The following is a 26,330-nucleotide window of genomic DNA, read 5'->3' on the forward strand; positions in this document are numbered from 1 at the left end:
AACAACGAATCAACTTGTCTATAGATATGCGTTGTTACTGAATCATAAATTATAACAGAACAAGTTAGAATACGCAGTATTTTGCTATCTGTTTTGCTTTTATTATTGCTATCTCAATGATAGCTTATATTTGGGTCTTTTCTATCTGCGTAGGCTGATAAAGCATCTCATCTCTAGCCACAACTTGCTTAAGGTCTGCGTGTGCTAATACATAGCAAGTATGCTAAAATCAGGCGATTTATTTTATAGTAATTATTATGGGTAGAGCGTGTTTTTGTAAAGCGTTCTAATTTAGAAACGGCGCGTTATACGTTATTAGTAAGACAATATCGGCAACGACAATATTAGCAACGATAATCAACCTGTCAGGGACAAGATAAATCATGGACCCAACTTCATTGTGGCAGACGATAGCTGAACACCCAGAATTTTTTGCCATGCTAACGATTCCTCCTGTGACCGCATTTGTCACATGGATACATGTGTGGATGGCACTAAAAATGCTGTTTTACCCCATTAAATTTTGGGGTGTTCGTATTCCAAATCTACCTTTTTTTGGGTTGCCAGGTGTTGGTTGGCAGGGTATTGTTCCACGCAAAGCTGGCAAAATATCAGGTGTCATCGTTGATCAAACGTTATCAAAGCTTGGCTCACTTGATGAGTTTTTTCAGGCGATGGAACCTAAGCAGCTGGCGACATTTATCACGGATACTGTTGATAATAACCTTGAAGCACTGATTGACGAGATCATGTTAGATCATTCGCCAGGACTGTGGGGTAATTTGCCTTATGCAATCAAACGCCGTGTTTATGCCCAAGCGCATCAAGAATTACCTAGTATTATGCAGTCTTTAGTGACGGACTTGACCCAACATGTCGAAGACCTGGTTGATATGCGTCGAATGATTGTCAATACGATGGAGAGTGATCGTCGTTTGATGGTTAATATGTTTTTAAGAGTGGGCCAAAAAGAAATCGATTTTATTTGGCATATTAGTGCTTTTATTGGCTTGTTCTTTGGTATTACTCAAATGTTTATATTTTTGCTAGTGCCGCAACATTGGACGGTACCATTTTTTGCAGCAATTTGGGGGTTTCTCACCAACTGGATTGCTATCTGGATGGTGTTTAATCCAGTAGAGCCGCGCTTTATATCCTATGTGAAGTTTTTTTCTGTACAAAATCATTTCCCCTTTATCAAACCGCAGTTGCCACGTATTGAAAAGTATCGTTTGCAAGGCGGTTTTATGAAGCGTCAAGAAGAAGTTTCTGAGGTTTTTGCTGAGATTGTTGTAAAAGATTTGGTCACGCTTGAAAACATCATGAATGAGATGATGTATGGTGATCGTGCCGTGCAAACACGTGAGTTGATGAAATCGCATTTATATACAGTATTAGAGTCACCTGTTATTAGTACGACGTTGCGTGTGAGTTTAGGTCGACGTGAATACGGTCAATTAAAAAATACGATTATTGATAAGTCAATTGTAGCAACAATGGTGCCACTGCGTGATCCTGAATTGAATGAAAGTCGTGCTAGTAAAATATTTGGGCTGTTTCGTGACCGTATTCGTGCACTGACACCAAATGAGTTTCAAAATTTATTACGTCCAGCTTTCCGTGAAGACGAGATGACATTGATTGTACTTGGTGGGTTGACCGGATTTTTGGCTGGCTGGTTGCATCTGGTGTTAGTGTTTTTCCCCTCAGTTCAATGATAAGTATCTTTTTATGTTGTTTACACACATCACATACAGAGTGGATACAAGAATGTGACAAGTTGGCGCTAATGTACCATGCTGTAAAGGTCTCGAATTACACAGGCTGGTGGCGATAATCATCGCAGTCATACATACAGCAGTCATAAATATTAGATGTTCTAGATATTTTAAATGTCTTAAAATTCCAATCCCTAAAATAAACTATGACCGTATTAAGGTAAACAAGGTTAGACCGTATGTTAATCACAGAATTGGGTTATTTTGCCTTGCTGGCCGCCTTTATGTTGGCGATCTTGCAGGTGGTATTGCCGACCGTTGGCGTCATGCGCGACCATGTTGCATGGCAGCGTCTAGCACCAAGCCTAGCATGGGCACAGTTTGCTGCAATGATCACATCATTTGGCGCACTGATGGCAGGTTTTTATTACAATGACTTTAGCCTTGTCTATGTCACGCAACATTCTAATACATTGTTGCCTTGGTATTATAAACTGTCAGCAACGTGGGGTGGACATGAAGGTTCATTGCTACTTTGGATGACTATTATGGCCACTTGGTGTGCGTTGGTCTCTTATTTCAGTCGCGGTTTACCATTGTCGATGCGTGCACGAGTCTTGGTTATCTTGGCAGGTGTGCAGATGATGATGCTAGCGATGCTTATCTTTACCTCATCGCCATTTGATCGTACATTGCCTAATTTACCTGTTGATGGTGTGGATCTAAATCCTGTGCTACAAGATTTCGGTTTGATTATTCATCCGCCTATGTTGTATATGGGTTATGTGGGCCTGGTCGTGCCATTTGCTTTTTGCATGGCTGCATTGTGGGAAGGTCGTTTAGATGCGGTATGGACACGCTGGTCGCGTCCATGGGCGCTCGCTGCTTGGGGCTTTTTGACAGTCGGTATCGCACTTGGCTCGTGGTGGGCTTATTATGAGCTAGGCTGGGGTGGTTGGTGGTTTTGGGATCCAGTAGAGAACGCCTCACTGATGCCATGGCTAGCTGGTACTGCTTTACTACATTCACTTGCGGTAACTGAGAAGCGTGGTGTCTTTAAAGCATGGACCATCATGCTAGCAATTTTTGCTTTTGCGCTCAGTTTGCTAGGTACATTTCTTGTGCGCTCAGGTGTGATTACCTCTGTGCATTCGTTTGCCGCTGATCCAACACGTGGTCTGGTGATCCTTGTGATTCTTGGCGTGATTATCGGTGGCGGCTTATTTATGTTTGCTGTCCGAGGCTGGCGTTTGACTGTTGAAAGTCAATATCAATTGATTTCACGTGAGTCTTTTTTAGTTATCAATAACGTCATCCTGTTGATCTCAACCTTAGTCGTCTTACTTGGTACGTTATATCCTATTATTGCTGACTCCTTTAATTTAGGACAAGTATCCGTCGGTCCTCCGTATTTTAATGCGCTGTTTGTGCCATTGACTTGGTTGATACTGGTCGCAATGGGTATGGGGTCCAATATTCGCTGGAAAAAAGACAGCCGCCCGCTATTGGGTTCTGGTACGGTCATTGCGGCAAGCAGTATTGTATTGGCAGCGATTATTACCTATTTTGTCAGCCCGTCTGCGATGCTCAATATCGGTGTTACATTGGCAGTTAGTTTTTGGGTATTGTTCTGGATGGTAGTAGACTTTAAAGACAAAACCAAAAATGCACCTAGTTTCTTCAAAGGTTTACGTCAATTACGTCTCAGCTATTGGGGTCAGCAGACCGCTCATGTTGGTGTAATTGTGGCGGTTATCGGTGTTGCGTTTACCAGCACGTTGAGCATTGAGCGTGATGTTGCGCTTGGGCCAAATGATAGTGTTCATGTTCAAGGTTATGACTTTACCGTCAAGGGCTTTAGTGAAATCAAAGGCAGTAATTTTGATGCCACGCAAGCTGAAGTTGACATCACCAAAAATGGTGAGGCTGTGACAACACTATACCCTGACAAACGTAATTATATTATCAGTATGATGCCGATGACCGAAGCCGCCATTGATGCCAGTTTGATGCGCGATGTTTATGTGGCACTTGGTGAGCCTATTGCCGAAGGTAGTAATGAATGGGCAGTACGCATTTATGTTAAACCGCTCATTCGCTGGATATGGCTCGGCGCGCTGATTATGGCGTTTGGTGCATTATTGAGCATGTTTGATAGTCGTTATCGTATCAAGAAAATCAAGACGCCTGCACAAATAGCGGCGAATAAAGCAGGATTTTCGACTGTTGCCGATTTAGAAGCAGCCACTATGAAAGCGGGGGATAAGTAACATGAGTACATCAAACCATACCCCTGATCAGCACGATAAGAAAAGCAGCAGTAAAACCATAAACAAAAAGCAACTTAAGTTATGGTTTTTAATACCGCTCATTGTTTTCTTCGGATTGGTCGTTATGCTGTACATGCGTCTGGGTAAGCCAACAGAAATTGTTACTAATACCGCGCTTGAACGTCCAGTACCAACTTTTGAGCTACCATTATTGTCAGATACCAGTCGTATCATGACCAACGCGAATTTGCCCAATCAGCCTTTTTTGATGAACATATGGGGCTCTTGGTGTCCTACCTGTATCATTGAGCATCCTTTTTTGATGCAGCTAGAAGAACGTGGTGTCAATATAGTAGGCGTTAACTATAAAGATGAAATCGGTGATGCTTTGGGGTATTTGAACCGAGGTGGCGATCCCTTCTCAATGTCTATTCAGGATTTATCCGGTCAGTTTGCTTTAGATTTAGGTTTAACTGGTGCGCCCGAGACTTTCGTTGTGGACGGTGAAGGTATTATTCGCCAGCACATTATTGGTGAGATTAATGAAAGTAACTGGCAAAGCCGTATTACACCTTGTTTGATGGTACTCAATGACGCTAATAATAACGACGTTACTCCAGAGTTAAGTCAGATTGAGGAGGCGTGTAAATGATTGCTCATCAAATGAAGGCAGGGTTGTTAACGCTAGCAGGCTTTATTATAGCTGCTCTATTGAGTGTGACCAGCTATGCTGCGATTGAAGTCTATGATTTTGATTCTCCACAGCAAGAAGCGCAATATCGTGGTCTCATAGAAGAGCTACGCTGTCCAAAATGTCAGAATCAAAACTTAGCAGGCTCTGATGCACCTATTGCTCAAGATCTGAAACAAAAAACCTATGACTTGATAAAAGATGGTCGTAGTGACGGTGAAATACGTGCCTATATGCAAGAACGTTATGGCGATTTTATCAGTTATAAGCCACCTGTACGCCCATCAACATGGATATTGTGGTTTTTTCCGCCATTATTGCTCATCATTCTATTGATAGGCTGGTTTTGGCAAAGCAAACGACGCCAGCTTGTTGTTAGTGGCGAAAGTGGCGTGTCAGCGAATAATACTGCTACGGCACTGTCTGCTGCCGAAAAAGCTGAACTGGATCGCTTGTTATCACGTGCTGATAGCAATGATAAGAAAGATCAGGACATCACCAGTCTCGAGGACAAAAAATGACCATATTTTCTACTGTGGGCTTATTTATCTCTATAAGTTTACTTATTGCCTTAATACTTGCTGTGATTGTTATCATGCCGTGGTTAAGAGCGCCTCGTTCGCAACAGGAACAGATAGACAATCAGCTGTTAGATATTAATCTTGCTGTATTTCGCGAGCGTTTAGCGGAGCTAAAAACAGATAAAGATAGTGGTACTATTGATGACAGTCATTATCAAAATCAAAAACTTGAGCTTGAGCGTCAGCTGCTAGATGCTCAACGTGATGTCACACCGATGGTTACACCTGGTATTAAAAGTCGACTGATTATTATTGTTTGGGTACCTGTATTGACAGGTATGTCTTATCTGATGGTTGGTGACCGTACACCTGTATTTGAACTTTGGACAGCTGAAGACAAAGTTGCTCAAGTTGCTGATGATTTGTTGACGGGTAAAATTGATCAGCCACCTGCTTGGGCAGTCGAAGATGGTCAGCAGCTGATCAGTGCTATGCAGACCAATGTATATCGTCATGCTGATGACCCAGATCGCTGGATGCGTCTATCTGAGTTGTTCTTATCATTAGAAGCGACAGATTCGGCGTTAGAAGCGTTGTCACGTGCTTATCGTTTATCACCAGAAAATGAAGAGATTGCGACAACTTACGCACAAATTAGCTTTTTTGCTAATAACGGTCAGCTAGATGGTAATAGCCGCCGAGTATTAGAAGGTGTGTTGGCCAAAAATCCAGGTCATGAAGGCGCGCAAATGCTCATGGCAATGGGTGAGGCTCGTAGTAGTAATTTTGATGAAGCACAAGGTTGGATTACGCGTCTACGTGACAGTATTTCTGCCAAACCAGGTGACCATACCCAAGCACTGGCAAGTTTAGATGAGTTAAGTGCTAGCGTAGCTAATCAGCGTGCGCAAGCGTCTGAAGGGGTTGAAGTTACTGTGAAGGTAAGTGCTAGCTTGTTACCTTTAGTCAAGGGTGATGACGTGTTGTTTGTGGCGATACGAGATGTTAATGGTGGACCACCATTTGCAGCTAAGCGCTTACCAATTAGCGTTATTAAGCAGGGCGAAGCCAATATTAGCCTAAGCGATTTAGATGCGATGATGCCTGAACGTACGTTAAAATCTGCGCGAGATGATAAAGTTCAGTTAGCCGTCATCGCACGTATTAGCCATAGTGGTACAGCCACTGCAGAGACAGGAGATTTGTCAGGAAACCCTGTTGTTATTGGTCCTGAGCAAACTGAGGTCAATGTAGAAATTAGTCAACAAATCCCATGATACACTCAGTCTATTGTAGGTTTGTTTTGCTGTGAGACTCTATAATATAAGCGCTATCGCCAGATATAGTATCGTGCAACTGTGTTATATGAACAGATAAGTCATGGTCACGTATCATCGCAAATAATTAAAGTACTTGAGCTTTGCAAAGCCACAAGGTAAGGTAGCTTTGCAAACAACCAATCCCAACGTTCAATCCCAACGTTGTATTAGTCCCAAAATCCTATCTATTAAGAGGAGAATCGTATAATGATGCGTATTATTTTGCTAGGCCCACCAGGCGCAGGTAAAGGCACTCAAGCCCAATTCATTTCGAAGGAATATGATATCCCGCAAATTTCAACAGGTGATATGCTGCGTGCAGCGATCAAAGAGGGTAGCGAGCTGGGTAAAAAAGCCAAAGATATCATGAATGCTGGTGGCTTAGTTTCTGACGACCTCATTATTAACTTAGTGAAAGAACGTATCGCCAAGCCTGATTGCGTAAATGGCTGTATCTTTGATGGTTTCCCACGTACGATTCCACAAGCTCAAGCGCTTGCAGATGCAGGTGTTGCCATTAATCATGTGGTCGAGATTAGTGTTCCTGATGACGAAATCGTTAACCGTCTGTCTGGTCGCCGCCAGCATCCAGGCTCAGGTCGCGTCTATCATATCCATCATAATCCACCTAAACAAGAAGGTTTAGATGATGTCACTGGTGAAGAATTAATTCAGCGCGAAGATGATAAAGAAGCCACTATTCGTGATCGCTTAGCGACTTATCATGAGCAGACATCAGCTTTGGTTGGTTTTTATCAAGACAAAGCAAAAGAAGGTGCTGATGCGCCTAACTATGATAAATTTGATGGTACGCAAGGTATCGATGATGTGAAGCAACAAATTTTATCAGCACTAAAAGGCTAATCATTCATTTTAGATGATTGATGACGCTAGCGCAGACCCTGCCCATTATTTATTGGCAGGGTTTTTTTATACCTAGTGATAAAAAAGGTTGTTTCTATAAAGAATAGGTGTCTAACAAAGCACAAATAACAGAGCACAAAAAAGCCGCTAACTCATGCATAATAAGTCAACGGCTTTTAGATGCTGTTATCTTGATATATTATCAATCCAAGATCTAAGCGTTACCCTGCGCACCGACTTGTGCTTGCTGCTGGCTTTGCGCGTAAGCTTGATCAAAGTTTACAGGGGCAAGTAGTAGTTGTGGGAAGCTACCACGTGTGACGATGTCACTGATGACCTCACGAGCATATGGGAATAGCACATTAGGGCAGTAGGCACCTAGGATTTGACCAATTTGGTCTTCTGGAATATCTTTCAATAAGAAAATACCTGCTTGATGAACTTCAGCGATAAACGCTGGCTCTTCAGCATTTTTTGCGGTAACGCTCACGGTCAAAATGATTTGATAATGATCATCATCAAGCTTTTCTGCGTTGCTAGACAGGTTGATATCAAGCTCTGGGTTCCACTCTTTGGTAAATACGCCAGCACCTGGCACTTCAAGTGACATGTCTTTTACGTAAATACGCTCTAGTGCCAATTGTGGTTGTGCTTGTTCTTCAGCCATAATAATTCCTCTAAAATTGAATCAAATAATTAAGAAAATATAATTGTAATATAAATCGAGACTGAATTTGGATATTTCATCTCGATATTTTTATCACCAGTTTCACTATCTATCTTTATAATAGTTGAAGACGGTAAAGTAACGGATTAACCTGCTAATAGCTCGTCTAGTTTACCTTGTTGGTTCATTTGATTGAGTTCATCAAAACCACCAACAAAGGTATCGCCAATGAAGATTTGTGGCACAGTACGATAGTTATTGGTTTTTTTCATTAATGCTTGGCGCTCTTCTCTGCTTATGTCGTGCATACCAATCTCTTCATAATCTACGCCTTTATTTTGTAATATTTTTTTGGCATTTGTACAGTATGGGCAAATAGGCGTAGTATATACTTTAACAGATACAGTCATGGTAAATCCTTATTTATAAGTGTGTATGAGGCAAGGGGTTAATTATAATTAGTTTGGTAAACTATCATAGTTTACGCCTTGTTATAATATGTCATCCATAAGTAATGCCATTCACAAAAATGAGTTCAGCAAGCAAAATGGGTGTAAATACTACACATGGTAGACTAGACAATTTTGATACGGCTAATGGTATTTTTAGGGTTAGTGTAAAGGGTAAATATATTTTGTGCCGCTTATTACTACAGTGGGGATGAGCATCGCGAATTCAAGATGTTGTCGCATAAAAGTACGGCAGGTGAGCATAAATATCACAAAAAAAAGACACCCATTGATAAGGTGTCTTTTTAATTGTTATTACCAATCCACTGCTAATAATTGATACTGGTAGAAGGCTACTCTACTTATGTAAGCTGGGTTTGGCTTTATTTTTGCCTTTACTTTTTGACTTAGTATCTTTTAACTCCACCAGTGGCATGCCTGAGGATTTCCAGCCACCGACACCACCTTCTAAACGGTAGACATCATCTTTACCGATCATCTGGATTGCAGCGCCTGCTTGCACGCCTATATCACATACAATGATTACTGGCTGTTCTATCGCACGAATTTCTTCTAGGCGATCTTTTAGCACAGTAAAAGGTATGTTGCGGCTACCTTGAATATAGCCTGACTCAAACTTCTTTTTTTCACGAATGTCGATAAGCTGCGCATTTTGCGAGTTCACCATCATACCAAGAGTGTTGGGCGATATTTTTTTGCCGCTACGTTTGCTTTCAATCGTAAAAAACATGACGGCAAGTACGGCTAATATACCAAATAAAAACGGGTGATTGCCCAAAAAATCCAGCGCACGTTCCAAACCATACCTCCAAGAAAATAAGTGTTCTATTAAGCTGAGATATCAGCCTAACGATATTGAACAAGGCGCTATTATACCGATTAGACCATCCAGAGTAAACGTGCGATAGACAACCTAGCAGTTAAGCGTTAATAAGACCTTAATAAGGCTTGGTATCTGCTTCTTCTCTGAGAGTGACAAGGTTTTCGACACGGCGCTGTAATACGTCACCGTTAGCCACTGCTTGCCATAACGCACAACCTTTACTGTTATGAGTATGACGACAATCCCGGAACTGGCAATCACCTGCGAGTGGTGCAAGCTCTATGAAGCCTGAGATAATATCGTCAGGACTTAAGTGCCAAATACCATACTCACGGATACCAGGGGTATCGACGATACCGCCTTGGGTCAAATCATTTGGGTGAAAAGGTAGTAAACGGCTGGTCGTCGTGGTGTGCTGACCGAGTTTTGAGTTCTCAGAAATAATATTGACGCTCTGTGCTGACTTTGGCAATAGTGCATTAATTAGGCTGCTTTTACCGACGCCAGACTGACCAGCAAAGATAACCAGCTTTTTATCTATATAGTGCTTTAGTTCATCAAGTCCTTGCTGGTCAGTGCTGTCTGCAATATTTTCAGGACAGTCTACTGACGTGAGCACGCTCTCATAACCGAGTGCGGCATACTGCGCTAGTAGTTCATTGGTATCTACGCCGTTTTCTTGCGCCAGTAGATCGGCTTTATTGAGCACCAATAACGGCTTTACACCAGCGTGATGACAAACGACTAAATAACGATCAATAAGCGTTGGCGCGGCAGCAGGCAATGGGGCAAAAACAATGGCCAAAATATCAACATTGGCGGCGACGGGTTTGAGCTTATGATAGCGATCAGGACGCGACACAAGCGAGCTACGTGGTTTGACGGACTCGATACGTCCAAAACCTGTATTAGAGTCCGCAGTCCAGCGTACTTGATCACCTGCTGCCAACATTGGCAGGTTGGTACGTACGTGACAGCGCCAGATATCATTTAATTCAAGCGTCTGCCAAAACGGTTCAGGATCGTCAGGGGCAATCTCTGGCTGTACGGGTATCACAGCTGGCAAGCTAGTGACCTGTACTTCCAGTTGTTTGCCATAATGCGCCATGACCACGCCATCCATCAAACTGTCATCGATACTGTCTTGACTGTCCAATTGTTGTTTATCGATGCGACGAATCTGCTGTTTGGTCAGTTTGCGCTGCCTGATTAATGCCATGGGTTTTGACCTATTAAAAAAATATTGCTAAGTGTAGCGTGAAAATTTGCTAACATACAGCCTAAAGCGCCTATACCAGACGGTGGTTTTGTAATGTTTTAATTTTTAAACGCATTATAAATTGGTAAGCGCAAAATAATATCATTTGAGCATGACCATTTATAGATGGTTTATCTAGTTAGAATTGCGCCAACGTTGAGCCAATGTTGTGCCAAAATTTATTTACCATAGGATAAAATATGAGTACCGATGACCATCCCAATAAGATTAAAATCAAAAACCAAGGCAAAAAAGGGCTGGTATGGATTGACCTAGAAATGACCGGACTCGATACCCTAAACGATGAGATTATCGAGATTGCTACTGTCGTAACTGACGAAGATTTGAACATACTTGCTGAAGGCCCTGTGTTTGCTATCAAAGTATCGGACCAAGTCTTAAATAAGATGGATGACTGGAATACCAAGCAACATGGTCAGTCAGGGTTGGTCGATCGTGTGCGCCGTAGTACGGTGACATTGGCAGAAGCAGAAGCAGAGACCATTAAGTTTTTAAATAAATGGGTCGATAGTGGTAGATCACCAATGTGTGGCAACTCAATTTGCCAAGATCGCCGTTTTATGGCACGTCAAATGCCAGAGCTTGAACGTTTTTTCCATTATCGTAATCTCGATGTCTCATCAATCAAAGAGTTGTGTTTCCGCTGGCGCCCTGATATTTTACGAAACTTTGAAAAAGGTGGTAGTCACTTAGCGTTAGATGATATTCGCGACTCTATTCGTGAGCTAAAGCATTATCGTCAGCACTTTTTTAAGTTAATTCCTTAAAACATAAAGCGTTTTAGATACAAGCTAACAGTGACAAAATGGTAAAAAGGGTCAACTCATAAGTGAGCTGACCCTTTTATATATCTGAAGTACACTTAAAACATATATCAAACGAGTGTTTTAAACTCAACCAATTCAAATTCAGCATTATTACTACTAAAGCTATCATGTGTATTTTCGTTGCCTGTCACTGCGCCAATCACCGCACTGACTTTTGGCTGGCGTGTATCCTTGTCTAACAATCGCCAATCGCCTAAGACATAACGTTTCTTATCAGCAGTCGCCTGATGAATGTCTGGACGATGTGTGTGCCCATGTAATAGAGCATCACTATCAGTGATTGCTTGTATCACGGCGTCCTCGTTGACATCCATAATATGAGTGGCTTTTTTGGCATTGTTTTGCTGGCTTTTTTGGCGCATTTTTTCAGCGATAGCCAAGCGTTTCTTTAATGATTTATTGAGCAAATACCATTGAGTCAAACGATTGCGCATTATTTTGCGAAAAAACTGATATTTCTTATCATCGGTACAGAGCGCATCGCCATGCTCTAAGCGATAACTTTGCTGCCCGACATTTAGGGTGTATGGCTCATAAATAAGCTGACCACCGAAGAGGTTGCAAAACGGTTGATCTAATAAGAAATCACGATTGCCATGCATCACTAAAATCTCACAGCCAGCTACTCGCAGTGCTTTTAACTTCAAGATAATCGTAGTGAGCCAGTGGTTCTGGCGCTCATCCTCTGATAATGATAAGTAAACGTCATCACCTAGCCATACTTCGAACCAATCACCCAAGATAAATAAGCGTTTTAGCTTAGGTAAGGCAAGACAATCATCAAGCAGTGCCAAAAAAGCCTGCACTAAGGCAGGCTCTTCAGGCGATAAATGCAAATCGCTAATCAATACTTGTCGCACCTCATGAGGGCGGGTTGTAATTAGGTGGTCAAAACTTTGCATTTATCCTTATCCTCGTAACTTATAAGAGTGTGTTTTTTGAAATACTCTCTGAATAAGTGCTTACTGAATAATATCTATCAAATAATAATTAACTGTCAATTACTATTGAGAGACAATAGTCGCTGAGTTGATCACTACTGGCTCTTTTGGTACATCAGCATGCATGCCGAAACGACCAGTAGGAACGCCTTTCATTTTTTCAATCACATCCATACCGCTAGTGACTTTACCAAATACGGTGTAGCCCCAACCTTGCATGTTTTTGCCAGTGTGATTTAAGAAGCCATTGTCTTTTACGTTTATAAAGAACTGGCTAGTCGCTGAATGCGGGTCTTGTGTACGTGCCATCGCAATCGTACCAGCATCGTTCTTTAGACCGTTGTCAGCTTCGTTTTCAATTGGCGCATTGGTTGGTTTTTCGTTCATTTCAGCGTCCATTCCGCCGCCTTGAATCATGAAGCCATCAATGATGCGATGAAAAATCGTACCGTTATATTGACCAGATTTTACATAGTTCAAAAAGTTTTCTACGGTTTTTGGTGCTTTTTCTGCATTGAGTTCGATAACGATCGCACCCATATTGGTATCTAGTTCTACTACTGGTGGCATGTCTACCATGTGATATTCCTTGTTGGTTGCAGCGCCTCAAGTGACGCTGTCAAGTGGTGGCTAAAAGTTGGTGGTTAAAAAGTTATGGCTAGTCTAACGGCTTTTTTAGTCTGTGTCATGTATCAGGCTGTTAATGCCTTTGCAAAAGCTGATAGAATAACGCAACTTTATCCCTTTTTATTATAATTTTTTGATGACCTGTTTTTAATGGTTTGGTTTGAATATTCCATGATGTGTGATGGCACGCATCGTGAACTGATAATTTGCGTTAGGAGCAATGCCCGATGAGTGATAACTCAAGCAACAATGCACAAAAAGACGAACAAAAAAACGATTTTATTCGTAATATCATTCGTGACGATGTCAATGCGCAAAAACAGCAACAAATCGTGACGCGTTTTCCACCTGAGCCAAACGGCTACTTGCATTTGGGTCATGTAAAGTCTATCTGTTTAAATTTTGGTGTGGCTGAAGAGTTTGATGGTGTGTGTAATTTGCGTTTTGATGACACCAATCCGACAGCAGAAAAGCAAGACTTTATCGATAATATCGAAAATGATGTTAAATGGCTTGGGTTTGAGTGGGCAGGTGAAGCACATCATGCGTCAGGCTATTTTGACCAGTTGCATGCTTGGGCAGTACAACTGATTGAGCAGGGTGATGCCTATGTCGACTTGCAATCACCTGAACAAATGAAAGAAAATCGCGGCTCATTTAATGAGGCTGGCACGCCATCACCACATCGTGACGCTAGCGTTGAAGAAAACTTAGCGCTCTTCAATGATATGAAAGCGGGTGAGTACGCTGAGGGCAAGGCTGTGTTACGTGCCAAGATTGACATGGCAAGCCCCAACATGAACATGCGTGATCCTGTCATCTACCGCGTCATGCACCAAGCGCATCATCAGACTGGTGACAAATGGTGCATCTATCCGATGTATGATTTTGCCCATCCGCTCTCTGATGCACTTGAGGGTATTACTCATTCATTGTGTACATTAGAGTTTGAAGACCATCGCCCGTTCTATGATTGGGTCATTGAAAAAGTTGGTTTTGCCACGCCGCCGCACCAGTACGAGTTCAGCCGCTTGAATGTGGATCATACGTTGACCAGTAAACGCAAACTTAAGCAGTTGGTTGACGAAAGTATTGTTAGCGGTTGGGATGATCCACGTATGCCAACCATCGCTGGCATGCGGCGTCGTGGCTATACACCAGAGGGTTTACGTGATTTTTGTGAACGTGTGGGCGTGACAAAAGTAGATAGTGTGGTTGATTTTCGTTTATTAGAGTTTAGTATTCGTCAATCATTGGAGACGACGACTGCACGTGGTATGGCGGTACTAAAGCCGTTAAAAGTGACGATTACAAACTTTGCGGAAGCGGTTAGCAGCTGGGAGTCACAAAAAGCCGATAGCGTCATTGCACGCTTTGATGATGATTCGCAGACTTTATGGCTCACGCAGCCAAAGCATCCTAATGTCGATATGGGCGAGCGTGAAATCCCGTTCACTGAGACCATCTATATCGATCAAGGTGATTACGAAATTGTACCGCCAGCAGGCTACAAGCGCTTGTCACCCGAAAAACCTGAAATTCGCCTACGTAATACTTATGTATTGGCCGTGACTGAGCATATTACTGATGAATCTGGCAATGTGGTCGAGCTAAAAGCCACGATTGACCCAACTACCTTGGGCAGCAATCCTGAAGGTCGTAAGGTTAAAGGTGTCATTCACTGGGTATCAGCCAGTCAAGGCGTGCCAGCAACGGTACGCATGTACGATCAGTTATTTAGTGTTGAAGATCCAAGCAGCGTTGCTGACGTCCATCAAGCATTGAATCCTAATTCGTTGATTGAACTCAGTGCGGTGGTTGAGCCATCACTTGCCAATGCTGATGCTGGTACGCGTTTCCAGTTTGAGCGTGAAGGTTACTTTATCTCTGATAGCGAAGACCACAGCAAGGATAAACCGGTCTTTAATCAAATTGTTAGCTTACGTGATAGTTATAAGCCTGCTTAATGGGCAGTATAAATAACTTTTATTTAAGGCAAGACTAAACAATAGTAGTTTGCAAATATACCCATTTCTAGTACGCTAGAGGTGGGTTTTTTTGTGGATAGGTATAAATTGTAATAGTAGAAATTGAGGATAAAAAATGGCAAAGTTTTTAAACAGCAGTGGGACGACTTATCACTTAGAAGAGTTAATCAAAAATGCCTCTGATAGACTGGTTATTATCAGTCCATATTTAAAGCTTAATGAACGTATTAAAGAGCTATTGGAAGATCGCAATCGTCTGAAAATTGATATTAGAATTGTTTATGGTAAGAATGATCTACATCCTGAAGAAATTAACTGGCTTAAAAACCTGACCTTTATTCGTACCAGTTTTTGTAAGAATCTACATGCCAAATGCTACTTGAATGAAAATGAGTGCATTATTACCAGTTTGAACCTTTATGAGTTTAGCCAAGTCAATAACAATGAAATGGGGGTACTCATTTATCGTAATGAGGACGCTAAACTCTACGCCGATACCTATGAAGAAGCACAGCGTATTATTCGTATTAGCGAGGAGGTGCGAATGTCTCTTGAAAAAGTCAGTGCATCTGACGGTGGAAACGATGACAAAGTCACCTCTAGCAACTCTACGGCGAATACCAATACTAATACTAATACTAATACTAATACAACAGCGAAATCTAGCACAGAGTCGGCGACACCAAACTATTCTAAATTAACGACAGCTAAGCTTGCGAAAGAGTTGGGCTACAAAACACAAGAATTAAATAACAAGTTATTGGCAGCTGGTTATCTGCAAGAGAAAGAAGGCGAGTTGGTCTTAACAGACGCAGGACGATCAGCCAGTGGCATAAGCAAGAGAGGGAAGTTCGGGGAATTCTGCTTGTGGGATGCAGGGATGGTGGTGTAACAGATTGTCTCGGTATATACTAATTTGGTTGGTAAAAAATGGAATAACTGCATTACAATCCATCACAAGACAGTAATAAACAGTTTGATAATATAGGATGAAGTTTTTGCTGACGTACTTTGCATTATTGTGTAGTATCTAACAGAGTACGTTGATAATAATAGAGAGTGTGGATATCTTTGGATACTAGCACTCATCACTAACTCGTTAACAAACGAACTGATTAACAAACATAATAAGGAATAAAGCATGGCACATTTACGTTTAGGCGATACCGCACCAAATTTTGACGCAACGACGACAGATGGCGATATTAGCTTCCATGATTGGGCAGGTGATAACTGGGTTGTTTTCTTCTCGCATCCAGCTGACTTCACGCCAGTTTGTACCACTGAGCTTGGCCGCGCTGCTGCACTGAATGGCGAATTCCAAAAGCGTGGTGTTAAACCAATCTGCATCTCAGTCGATGGTATAGACGATCATCATGCTTGGGCAAAAGACATCGGTGAGACTCAAGGTACTGACTTGAACTTTCCAATCATCGCCGATCCAAACAAAGAAGTCGCCGAGCTATACGACATGATGCATCCAAATGCCGATAGTACTCATACCGTACGTAGCGTGTTTATCATTGATCCAAGCAAAAAAATTCGTTTGATTTTAACCTACCCAGCTAGCTGTGGTCGTAACTTTGATGAGATTCTTCGTGTTATTGACGCGCTACAACTGTCTGATGAATACAATATTGCAACACCAGTAGATTGGAAAGATGGTGATGATGTGATTATTCCACCAAGTGTTAAGAATGAAGACATTGCTGCTAAATATCCTAAAGGTTATACAGAGGTTAAACCTTATCTACGTACCACACCTTCACCAAATAAATAAGGTGGAGCAGTCCTGTCATTAAAAATAATAAGCCCTGTAACGTAATGTTATGGGGCTTTTTACTATTTATATAACAAGCATTATTAGGTTTTGCTATGATGAGCATAGTAGGCTATAACTGTTATATAGCGTATTGGTATTCTGAACTATACGCTATAGTACGATAACCATAACAAAGTCTATCAGCGCTGAGTCGCTTTGAGTCCAACTTACAAGGAGTTTGTCATGAAAAAATTATACGTAACCCGTACCGCACCAAACCCACGCAAGGCACTTATCTTATTAGCATCAAAAGGTATTGACGTTGATGATATTGATGATATCGACGTCATTGATATTGATTTCGCTGCTAATGAGCAGAATTCAGATGAGTTTACCCAAATAAATCCGATGCGAACCGTGCCAGTGTTGGTATTAGGTGATGGCACAGTACTCAATGATTCACAGGCCGTTTGCGAATACCTAGATCGTGTTTATGGTGAGCGCTCAGTGATGGGTAATGATGTCATACAACGCGCCCAAGTGTGCTCTATGCGCCGTATTGCAGAGTTTGAAGTCTTGTATAACTTTATGTTGGCATTTCAGCACAGTAATCCTGCAAAAGCCCAACGTGTTGAGCAAGTGCCAGAGTTTGTCACACCATCTATCGCACGAGGGGTCAAAACACTCGCGTATTTTGAAAACATCTTAGAAGGCCGTGAGTATCTGGTTGGTGAGCAATTGAGTTTTGCTGATATCGTCCTATATATCGGTTTAGATTTTGGAAAAGTGCTGAAAGTAGATCCTAATGAGCAGGGCAAAAATTTGGCTCGTTTTTATCAAATGATGAATGAGCGCTTTAGTATTAAAAATATGGCAAAAGCCAAACTTGCTCACAAAGATGCATAGATAAAACGTCAAAATTAACAAGTGACTTATCATCGTTAGCCTTGGTGGTTGATAGTAGCATCAACTATTCAAGGCTTTTTTATGACGGTATATGGAAAAATAGTAGTCAGAATGGCAGTTACTATGAAACTATAAAATCGAACACTTTGTTACAACCAAAACAGTCACTAGCGCTATAGTATGCAGGTATTTACACTATATATTAGGTTGATGCCATATATTAATTTTATGTCATCAATTGTTTAGACTTGTAAGAAAAGGATAATTATGATGCATACGAATAGCTACAAGGTATGACTGTTATGACATCGTCTGTTAAAAAACGACCTGTTAGTTTGATCTGTGTGTCCAGCTTGTTGGCAGCCAATGTGGCACTAAGTGCCTGTCAAGGCTCGTCTACACCCAGTGAAAATATGGCAGTAGATAATGCTAACGCAGTCACGAGAAATACAGATAATATGGATGGTGACATCATATCTAACGTTATGGTTGGAGAAGATCAAGCAACGGTGAAAGAGATGAGTGCTGAAGAAGCCATGATTCACAATCTTTCACGTTATCGTTGGACGCTCATATCTGCAGCCGATAGTAGCGATCAACCATTAGATACATTGATGCAAATCACTAACCAAGTACGTTTGTCATTCAATCAACACCAAGGTCAAAACACCTTAAACTATAGTGTCGGCTGTAACACTATGAGTGCTGTGTATCAGCTGCAAGGTTCTGCCTTAACTATTGAAGACAGCATGAGTACCAAGATGTCTTGTGGCGATCTTGATAAGGCCGAAAACAGCTTAAGTCAGCTGATGCAAGGCAATAGTCAACTTGTTTTTGCGACAGGTAGTGATGTTTTTAAAGATGATACACCAATACTGACGCAAGTAACTAACGACTCGGCTACTTTGGTTTGGGAAGGCAAACTCACACCACAAGCTAAGTATAATAGCAAAGGTGAGGCAGTATTTTGGGCGGTAAGTGCTGATATGGTACCGTGCGCAGACAGTGACGCACCGACGTGCTTACGAGTTAAACCGATTACTTATAATAATCAGGGTATTAAGGTCAGTGAAGGCGAATGGAGTGTATTTACTGGTGAGATCGATGGCTACCAGCATGATAGCAAGCATGATGAAGTATTACGTCTACAGCGTTATCGACTAAGTAACAGTGATGGAACAAAAGGCAGTGCATCAGGTGAAGAATACGCTTATGTCTTGGACGCAGTTATTCAAAGCTCGGTAGCGGAATAGTTTTAAGTCTAGATCATATGAATGTTTCGGTCAAACGTATTAGTTTTAACCTTTACTAAGTTTGCCGTTCAAATCAAAACACGCGCCATATAGACGCGTGTTTTTTTATGGTTGTCTATATTTAACGTAGATTACCTAAATCTTCTTCGGTCAAACGCCAGCGGCCTTTTTTCTTGGAAGCACCGCGTCCACGCATAGCGCTGTTCAGTAGCAATTTATTCATCGAATGGCTTGAATGTGCATGACAAATAGCGCAGGCAAGTCCATCAGCTGCATCTTGTTGCGGTATCACGTCTAAAGATAATATCCGGCAAACCATTTCCTGTACTTGTTCTTTTGCTGCTGCACCATAACCACAAACGGCTTGTTTAATCTGACGTGCGGTATACTCTGAGACTTCCAAGTCCAATGCTACCATAGCAGCAATCGCTGCACCTCGTGCTTGTCCAAGCTTAAGTGCAGAGTCTGGATTTTCAGCCATAAACACCTGCTCAATAGCGGTGTAAATAGGCTCGTCAGTATATTTCAAATGATGTTGGGTAATTCGTGTTAAGCCATTAAAAATACGCTTAAGTCGCTCAGGCATCTCTTTGGTATCTGTACGGATAGTGCCCGCATCGATATATATCAATTTGTCGCCGGTTTGATGAACGATACCATAACCCGTCATGCGCGAGCCTGGATCAATTCCGATAATAATGGCCATAGTACTCCGTTTTTTTACATTTTGTTTTGGGTTCAATCTTATATAAATTGGATATAGAATACGATTTGTCCAGCACTACTACTCGCAGTGCTTTTACTCAACTTGCTTGTATCCAAATTATATTGTACCGACTATATGACTTAAAAATGAGCCTATAGTTTGATAGTATAGCAATCAATCCCCATATACATCATATGTTAGCCATCTTAATTTGCATGGCACTCAATTTATTGATTTTTATTTTAAAGGACGACACTTTATGGGTCAGATAGTTGGTATTGCCATCGTTTGGTTTATTATCGAGATGCTACTATGGTATTTGCTTGCTCAATTTATGAGCGGCTGGTGGGTGTTCATGTGGTTTATCGTTGCTGCAGTCATTGGTATTTCACTCATCCGTAAAGGAATGGCAGCACTCAATCCAATGGCACAGCAGATGAAAGCTGGTGGCATGATGAACCCATCAATGCGTCCGCAAGAATCGACCATGATTAAAAGCGTGGCGATGGCAGCAGCGGGTATTTTACTCCTAATTCCTGGTGTGCTCAGTGATTTTCTCGCGTTACTAGTTATATTACCACCAGTGCAAAAGAAGCTTAAAGACTTTGCCAATAATTACGTCATGAACAATCAGCAAAAAATGATGGAAATGATGGCCAAGCAGATGGGTGGGCAAATGGGCGGTGGACAAAACCCGTTCGGCGGTATGGGTGGTCAAAACCCATTTGGTGGAGCAGGTGGTATGAACGGACAGAACCCGTTTGGTCAGCAACAACAAAACCCGTTTGGTGATGTTTTTAAACAACACACAACTGTAGATGGTACTGCCAAAAACATTCCTAAAGACGTGAAAAAAATCACTAAATCTGCCAATGATGAATAATCATTAACAGATAGGTATAAAAAAGCCCCTTTTGTTGATGACAAAAGGGGCTTTTTGTTGGTTATAACCAATTAATTATAAGCTCATTCGTTATACTTCAAAAGGTTAAAACCGAATATAACAACCGAAGTGCCGCCGCAAGATGGTGACCCATGAACCGTGAAGTTCAGGGCGGATGCGTCATTGCCTCTGTAGGTTTCCTGATACACCGCAAGCGGTGCAGGCATACGCATTGAGACAATAGGTACCACATCCTGGTAAAGCATTATCGGCTCAGGGAATAAACATCTACTAGCCAACACTTCAGAATATAATTATCTTAACCAATGGTTTGGGTGATTGCAAGTGCGATTTACAGATTGCTACTGTAGGTTTGATGTTAGGTATTATTGATGCTGATTTTTAAGCTTATTCTGAGTAAGCAATCAGTGCTGCTAGCCACTAATTATGGGCTTGCAAGGGCTGTTTTTCAGCTATTTTAAGATGTGTGTTAAGATAGAAGGCTTTAAACATCCTAATACAGCATTATAGGCGTTCATTCACTTGAGGAGCGGTAATTCATGACCCATAATAACCATCAATCAGAATCTCTTAATAATAGTCAAGCTCAACTCAATAATAAAAAAATACCGCATGTCTTAATGATACTAGATGGTTTTGGAAATCGTGAAGAAGATAAAGATAATGCGATTGCGGCTGCTGATATGCCAAATTTAGATAAGATTTATCAGCAGTATCCGCATGGGCTAATATCAGCTTCAGGAGAAGATGTTGGTTTACCAGATGGTCAATTTGGTAATTCAGAGGTTGGGCATATGAACTTGGGCGCTGGCCGTGTTCTTTATCAAGATTCCACTCGTATTTCAAGCGAGCTGTCTAATCGTGAGTTTTATAAAAACGAAGCGTTGGTAAATGCTGTTAAAGCTGCAAATGAGCTTGGTGGTAATGTACACATCATGGGGCTGTTATCAGATGGTGGGGTGCATTCTCATCAGGACCATATCGAAGCAATGTGTCACTCAGCATTGGTACATGGCGCCGAAAATGTCTTCGTCCATTGTTTTTTAGATGGTCGTGATACACCGCCGAAGTCTGCCGATAAGTATATAAACCGTCTACGCACGCATATTAATAAACTCAATGAGCATTATGAAGGTGGTCGAGTACAGATAGCGAGTATTATTGGTCGCTACTATGCAATGGATCGTGATAATCGCTGGGATAGAGTCCAAAAAGCCTATGAGCTTATCACTGAAGGTAAGGCTGATCGTTTAGCTACTCGTGCAGATGGTGCAGTGCAAGCTGCTTATAAAGCACGTGAGACGGATGAGTTTGTTAGTCCGACTACTGTGATTGGACGTGATGAAGTACCATATACTGTCGACGACAATGATGCGCTTATTTTTATGAATTTCCGTGCTGATCGTGCTCGTGAACTTGCCCAAGCATTTGTACTGCCAGATCATGAGTTTCCTGGATTTGCTCGTAATAAACAACCGAAACTTGCAGCGTTTGTGATGCTGACCAAGTATTCAGATGTGTTGGCTGATAATTCAAAAACCAGTATCGCTTATCACCCAACATCCTTGACGAATACACTTGGCGAGTATTTGCAAGATCAAGGTAAAACACAGCTACGTATCGCAGAAACCGAAAAATATGCTCACGTGACGTTTTTCTTTAGTGGTGGTCGTGAAGACGAGTATCAAGGCGAGACTCGTATTTTAGTACCTTCTCCAGATGTGGCTACTTATGACTTACAACCTGAAATGAGCGCACCTGAAGTAACAGATAAATTGGTAGAGGCGATTGAGTCTGGTCAATACGATACACTCGTAGTGAATTATGCCAATGGTGATATGGTTGGGCATACAGGTATATTTGATGCTGCTGTCCAAGCTGTTGAGTCGCTAGATGTCTGTGTGGGTCGTGTGGCGGCAGCAGTGCGAGCAGCTGGTGGTGACATGCTTATCACAGCTGATCATGGTAACTGTGAACAGATGCAGGATTATGAAAGTGGGCAAGTACATACGCAGCATACTACTGAATTAGTACCTTTGATTTATGTGGGTGATAAGAAGCTGCAAGTGCGTAGTGGTGGTAAGCTGAGCGATGTTGCTCCTACTATTTTGGCACTGATGGATCTCGAAATACCAATTGAAATGACAGGTAAAAGCTTATTGCTTCCTGTGTCATGATTTATTGCTGAGTGATTTTAGTCTTTATATTTTGACAGTATATTAGTATTGTTTATAGTGATAAAAAAGGAGAGATACCAGCTATCTTTCCTTTTTTTTCGATACATTTTCCCTAAATTACGTGCAATACTAGTCTAGTCTTAAGCCCATGCTTGGTGTTATGTTGTGAGACACATATTGATGAATACATCATTAACAATGATTTTGTACATTCTATTATTTAATTGAGTTCTCTTATGCCTCCTTTCTACTTTATACGCTCGTCTGTGTTTAAACGATTGGGCAAGCCAATGATACGCTTATCAAGCGCACCTACTGTCTGTAAGCCTGTATTGATAATTGGTTTGCTTGGATTAAGTACGGTTAGTATGTACGCACAGGCAGCAACACTAGAGACAACTGATACGACTCATAGTCCTACGGCAGGTTTGCAGCTTATTAGTCTAAATGATGATGAAATAGCCACCGAAAATGATATTGATAATTTATCAGATATTGCTGATATGCTCGATGCTGCAGATGAGCCTGATGACTCAATAGATAGTATTCCAGATGAAACAGCGCTAACTGATGATACGGATGATATCGATACCAGTATTCCACCTGAAGTTGCACAAGTATCATTAAATGCCATTTCTCCAGAGACGCTTAAGACGTTTGTCGCTGTAGTAGATTTAGTGCGCCGTGAATATGTGGATACGGTGAATGATGAAGAGCTTTTTAGTAATGCAATGAGCGGAATGCTAACCAAGCTTGATAGTCACGCTGAGTTTTTGGATGCTGAAGCCTATGAGAACCTGCGTGCTTTTACAGAAGGTGATGTCGGTGATGTTGGTATTAAAGTCACTTATCAATCCGCATCTGGCCATTGGGTAATCACAGAGGTTAGTGATAATTCACCTGCTGATAAAAAAGGCATTGCTGTTGGTGACTACTTGCATCAAGTAGATGAGTTTAAACTTAATGCAAACAAAGAAAGCAATGATGTCCAGCAGCTCTTAACAGGGATTGCTGGTACGCAAGTAGATATTGTGACGTCAACTGCTGGGCGTCGTAAGCATACGACTACGTTGCAGCGTAATAATAGTCACCCTCAAGTGATTGAAGCAAGGCTGGTCAACGGTATTGCTATCGTCAAATTACCTGCTTTTCAAAACAACAGCCGTGAAAAACTGTTAGAAAGCTTAATTGATTTAGACGCACCCATACAGGGTATCTTGTTAGACATGCGTGATAATCCAGGTGGTGTATTAACATCAGCGGTTAGCGTTGCTAGTTTGTTTATGACTGATACGGATGTGGTACAAGTAAAAGCGCGTCAAAGTGATTCACGTACGCTCTCGACTCAAGGTGCAGCATTACTTGAACCATTGCCATTAGTGGTGTTGCAAAATCGCTATTCAGCATCAGCAGCTGAGGTGTTGGCCAGCAGTTTACAGGCGCAAAAGCGTGCTACTATCGTTGGTGAAGTGAGTTATGGTAAAGGCTCGGTACAGTCAGTGATTCCACTAAATGATGAACAAGCTGTCAAGCTCACCGTTGCGAAATATATGACAGCATCAGGTAAAAGAATAGATGGTATCGGTGTAAAGCCCGATGTGGCCTTTTCAGGTAATGAGGGTACTTGGGAGCAGCAAGCACTAACTCTTTTAAAAACCAGAGCATTGGCTTCGGGCATTCGTTTTGTTCGTAAGCCTACTCAGGTCGATAAAACGATAGACAAAACAAGTAATTAAGTTTTGGCTGTTGACAGAATGCCGTTGTCAACATTGCCAACCATGAATCATAACGTTTGAGACGTTATGATTCGGATTGATCCTCGGCTATTTCCAATTTTTTCATGCGATAGCGTAAAGAGCGGAAAGTTGTGCCTAGAAGTTCAGCTGCCTGAGTTTTATTCCAACCAGTTTGTTTAAGTGCGGTGATAATTAACTGCTTTTCTTGCTCTTGTAGGTAGTTCTCTAGCCCTTCAGAGGGTAGCTGTCCGTCTGGTAGTTCGTTTATTCTGACTTGCTGACCATCCCTATTTTGCGTCGCTTGATAAATGGTGGTGTCGTTATTGCAATCCTGACTGGCTTCATTCAATGCCTCTATATGATTGTTAGTTGATGGTTGTATCATATTAGGGAAGTGTTGAATATTAGTACGATATGGGTGCAAATTGGTTGTTGTTTGCTGAACCTGAGTGGTTTGTGTTGAATGGAGACGTGTTTCGCTACTTTCTAGCGTTTGATCAGCTGTTTTATGAGTTTTCTCTGGTTCTGGTAAGTATGTATTGTTCGTATTCTCAGGACTTTGGATATTTGTAATGTCTTGATGAGTGTCGATATCAGCGAGGCCCAAGTGAATGGTATCAATGGTTGGATTTTCTGCTAGCGTGACTGCACGTTCAAGAATATTACGTAGCTCGCGAACATTGCCAGCGAAGTTATGATGTTGTAAGCGCGCGCAGGCATCTACAGTTAAGGAAGGTACGGTCTCTAACTGCCATTCATTGGCAATCATTGCCAAGAAGTGCTCAGCCAAAACAGGAATGTCATCACGGCGAGCGTTAAGCGTGGGTAGTTTTAGCTCGATCACATTGATGCGATAATATAAATCTTGTCGAAAGGCTCCGTCTTGTACTAGGCGGTTTAAGTTTTTATGTGTGGCGGATAGAATACGGATATCAACAGGTATTTCTTTAGTATCACCAATAGCTCGCACTGTCTTTTCTTGAATGGCACGCAGTAGTTTTACTTGCATTGCTAAAGGCAGGTCTGCGACTTCGTCTAAAAATAATGTACCGCCATTTGCTTGTTGAAACAGCCCTTGCTTGTCAGTAACAGCGCCTGTGAAGCTGCCTTTTTTGTGACCAAAAAACTCTGACTCTACTAGCTCTGAAGGGATGGCACCGCAGTTAACTGGCACAAAGCTACCATCCCTACGAGGGCTTAGGTCGTGAATTAGTCTCGCAACTACTTCTTTTCCTGTGCCAGAAGCACCTGATAAAAATACAGGTGCTTGTGAGCGTGCTAATTTTAAAATGGTGTTCTTAAGAGGGTGCATCACAGCAGAGTTACCGATAAGCCTACTGTTCAACATTTTTTGCTCAGGTGAAGATTCAGGTGTGCTGGTCGATGCACTGTCTTGATGAATAACCTTTAAAGCATTCTCTACTAACTGTCGTAAACGTGGTAGCTCTAGTGGTTTATTGACGAAATCAAAAGCACCTAACTTTAACGCCTCGATAGCCAAGTCCATACTACCATGCGCAGTAATTACAGCGACAGGAGTGCTAGAGCTACCATTGATTTCTTTTACCAAATCTAGTCCTGAGCCGTCAGGCAGATTTAAATCGGTTAGGCAAAAATCATAATCATTATCTTGCCAGTAGGATTTTGCTTGTGACAGAGTGTAAGCCACATCACTTTTTATCCCCATTTTAGTCAAAGTAATTTGCATTAATCTGCATAGATCTACTTCGTCATCAACGACTAGCGCGGTTGTTGTCATACATCATCTCATCGTATTTATATCTACAAAATTTAAAAAGATAGCATTTTCTAATTAGGACATGTTTGATATTTACAATATATTTAACATTTAAAAATAGTCACTGCTGATCATCAAAACAG

The 26,330-nt window shown here is 41.6% G+C and carries 23 protein-coding genes and 1 other RNA gene; 15 read left to right on the plus strand and 9 right to left on the minus strand.

What is annotated here, in order from left to right; translation table 11 throughout:
* Positions 1-383: 383 nt before the first annotated feature.
* From ACT3SX_RS02745 to adk, 6 genes are all read left to right on the plus strand, one after another.
* Positions 384-1,718, plus strand: coding sequence for a hypothetical protein (locus tag ACT3SX_RS02745; protein WP_192991703.1), 1,335 nt, complete (start codon positions 384-386; stop codon positions 1,716-1,718).
* A gap of 239 nt (positions 1,719-1,957) precedes the next feature.
* Positions 1,958-3,988, plus strand: coding sequence for a heme lyase CcmF/NrfE family subunit (locus ACT3SX_RS02750; RefSeq protein ID WP_192991704.1), 2,031 nt, complete (start codon positions 1,958-1,960; stop codon positions 3,986-3,988).
* A gap of 1 nt (position 3,989) precedes the next feature.
* A complete protein-coding gene (locus tag ACT3SX_RS02755; protein WP_192518286.1) occupies positions 3,990-4,640 on the plus strand; it encodes a DsbE family thiol:disulfide interchange protein in 651 nt (216 codons plus the stop codon).
* An 11-nt stretch (positions 4,641-4,651) separates the two neighbouring features.
* Entirely contained in the window at positions 4,652-5,200 is a 549-nt protein-coding gene (locus ACT3SX_RS02760) for a cytochrome c-type biogenesis protein (RefSeq protein WP_192518315.1), read from the plus strand.
* A complete protein-coding gene (gene ccmI, locus ACT3SX_RS02765; protein ID WP_442070006.1) occupies positions 5,197-6,477 on the plus strand; it encodes a c-type cytochrome biogenesis protein CcmI in 1,281 nt (426 codons plus the stop codon). The genes ACT3SX_RS02760 and ccmI overlap by 4 nt, the downstream gene beginning before the upstream one ends.
* Before the next feature lie 252 nt (positions 6,478-6,729).
* Positions 6,730-7,383 carry an adenylate kinase gene (adk, locus tag ACT3SX_RS02770; protein ID WP_192518316.1) on the plus strand — a complete coding sequence of 218 codons (654 nt, stop codon included), beginning with the start codon at positions 6,730-6,732 and terminating at the stop codon, positions 7,381-7,383.
* A 214-nt stretch (positions 7,384-7,597) separates the two neighbouring features.
* Here adk and secB read toward each other — a convergent pair whose 3' ends face one another.
* The 4 genes from secB to rsgA all read right to left on the minus strand — a co-directional run bounded on the left by secB (position 7,598) and on the right by rsgA (position 10,562).
* A complete protein-coding gene (gene secB / locus ACT3SX_RS02775; RefSeq protein WP_192518317.1) occupies positions 7,598-8,053 on the minus strand; it encodes a protein-export chaperone SecB in 456 nt (151 codons plus the stop codon).
* 143 nt (positions 8,054-8,196) lie between these two features.
* Complete coding sequence (gene grxC / locus ACT3SX_RS02780; protein WP_192518288.1) at positions 8,197-8,460, minus strand: glutaredoxin 3; 264 nt, start codon at positions 8,458-8,460, stop codon at positions 8,197-8,199.
* 397 nt (positions 8,461-8,857) lie between these two features.
* Positions 8,858-9,319 carry a rhodanese-like domain-containing protein gene (locus tag ACT3SX_RS02785; RefSeq protein ID WP_192518289.1) on the minus strand — a complete coding sequence of 154 codons (462 nt, stop codon included), beginning with the start codon at positions 9,317-9,319 and terminating at the stop codon, positions 8,858-8,860.
* A gap of 139 nt (positions 9,320-9,458) precedes the next feature.
* Positions 9,459-10,562: a ribosome small subunit-dependent GTPase A gene (gene rsgA / locus ACT3SX_RS02790; RefSeq protein WP_192518290.1), complete on the minus strand. Its 1,104-nt coding sequence runs from the start codon at positions 10,560-10,562 to the stop codon at positions 9,459-9,461.
* Between the two features lie 239 nt (positions 10,563-10,801).
* Here rsgA and orn point away from each other — a divergent pair, with 239 nt between their 5' ends.
* Complete coding sequence (orn, locus tag ACT3SX_RS02795) at positions 10,802-11,389, plus strand: oligoribonuclease (RefSeq protein ID WP_192518291.1); 588 nt, start codon at positions 10,802-10,804, stop codon at positions 11,387-11,389.
* Positions 11,390-11,496: 107 nt separating this feature from the next.
* Here orn and ACT3SX_RS02800 read toward each other — a convergent pair whose 3' ends face one another.
* Positions 11,497-12,351 (minus strand): UDP-2,3-diacylglucosamine diphosphatase, encoded by an 855-nt coding sequence (locus ACT3SX_RS02800; RefSeq protein ID WP_192518292.1) that lies wholly within the window; start codon positions 12,349-12,351, stop codon positions 11,497-11,499.
* 102 nt (positions 12,352-12,453) lie between these two features.
* A complete protein-coding gene (locus ACT3SX_RS02805) occupies positions 12,454-12,969 on the minus strand; it encodes a peptidylprolyl isomerase (protein ID WP_192518293.1) in 516 nt (171 codons plus the stop codon).
* 275 nt (positions 12,970-13,244) lie between these two features.
* On the opposite strand from ACT3SX_RS02805, the gene ACT3SX_RS02810 reads away from it, so the two are divergent.
* The 5 genes from ACT3SX_RS02810 (at position 13,245) to ACT3SX_RS02830 (ending at position 18,926) form a co-directional block, all read left to right on the plus strand.
* Complete coding sequence (locus ACT3SX_RS02810; RefSeq protein WP_192518294.1) at positions 13,245-14,984, plus strand: glutamine--tRNA ligase/YqeY domain fusion protein; 1,740 nt, start codon at positions 13,245-13,247, stop codon at positions 14,982-14,984.
* 136 nt (positions 14,985-15,120) lie between these two features.
* A complete protein-coding gene (locus ACT3SX_RS02815) occupies positions 15,121-15,897 on the plus strand; it encodes a phospholipase D family protein (protein ID WP_192518295.1) in 777 nt (258 codons plus the stop codon).
* A gap of 249 nt (positions 15,898-16,146) precedes the next feature.
* Positions 16,147-16,785 (plus strand): peroxiredoxin, encoded by a 639-nt coding sequence (locus ACT3SX_RS02820; protein WP_192518296.1) that lies wholly within the window; start codon positions 16,147-16,149, stop codon positions 16,783-16,785.
* Positions 16,786-17,010: 225 nt separating this feature from the next.
* On the plus strand, positions 17,011-17,673 hold the full coding sequence (locus ACT3SX_RS02825; protein ID WP_192518297.1) for a glutathione S-transferase family protein: 663 nt from the start codon (positions 17,011-17,013) through the stop codon (positions 17,671-17,673).
* A gap of 302 nt (positions 17,674-17,975) precedes the next feature.
* On the plus strand, positions 17,976-18,926 hold the full coding sequence (locus ACT3SX_RS02830; RefSeq protein WP_192518298.1) for an META domain-containing protein: 951 nt from the start codon (positions 17,976-17,978) through the stop codon (positions 18,924-18,926).
* Positions 18,927-19,047: 121 nt separating this feature from the next.
* On the opposite strand, the gene ruvC is transcribed toward ACT3SX_RS02830, so the two are convergent.
* Complete coding sequence (gene ruvC, locus ACT3SX_RS02835; protein WP_192518299.1) at positions 19,048-19,632, minus strand: crossover junction endodeoxyribonuclease RuvC; 585 nt, start codon at positions 19,630-19,632, stop codon at positions 19,048-19,050.
* A 259-nt stretch (positions 19,633-19,891) separates the two neighbouring features.
* Here ruvC and ACT3SX_RS02840 point away from each other — a divergent pair, with 259 nt between their 5' ends.
* Positions 19,892-20,515 carry an FxsA family protein gene (locus tag ACT3SX_RS02840; protein ID WP_192518300.1) on the plus strand — a complete coding sequence of 208 codons (624 nt, stop codon included), beginning with the start codon at positions 19,892-19,894 and terminating at the stop codon, positions 20,513-20,515.
* 117 nt (positions 20,516-20,632) lie between these two features.
* Here the strand turns inward: ACT3SX_RS02840 and ssrS are convergent.
* Positions 20,633-20,828, minus strand: a non-coding RNA gene (ssrS, locus tag ACT3SX_RS02845) — 6S RNA.
* 247 nt (positions 20,829-21,075) lie between these two features.
* On the opposite strand from ssrS, the gene gpmI reads away from it, so the two are divergent.
* Entirely contained in the window at positions 21,076-22,713 is a 1,638-nt protein-coding gene (gene gpmI, locus ACT3SX_RS02850; protein ID WP_192518301.1) for a 2,3-bisphosphoglycerate-independent phosphoglycerate mutase, read from the plus strand.
* 236 nt (positions 22,714-22,949) lie between these two features.
* Positions 22,950-24,449, plus strand: a complete 1,500-nt coding sequence (locus ACT3SX_RS02855) for a S41 family peptidase (protein WP_192518302.1) — start codon at positions 22,950-22,952, stop codon at positions 24,447-24,449.
* A gap of 64 nt (positions 24,450-24,513) precedes the next feature.
* Here ACT3SX_RS02855 and ACT3SX_RS02860 read toward each other — a convergent pair whose 3' ends face one another.
* The gene (locus ACT3SX_RS02860) at positions 24,514-26,208 is read right to left on the minus strand and encodes a sigma-54-dependent transcriptional regulator (protein ID WP_192518303.1); all 1,695 of its coding nucleotides are present in this window, start codon (positions 26,206-26,208) and stop codon (positions 24,514-24,516) included.
* Between the last annotated feature and the right edge of the window lie 122 nt (positions 26,209-26,330).

The organism is Psychrobacter sp. AOP31-B2-9, assembly GCF_052378005.1.
In the GTDB taxonomy this organism is placed as follows: domain Bacteria; phylum Pseudomonadota; class Gammaproteobacteria; order Pseudomonadales; family Moraxellaceae; genus Psychrobacter.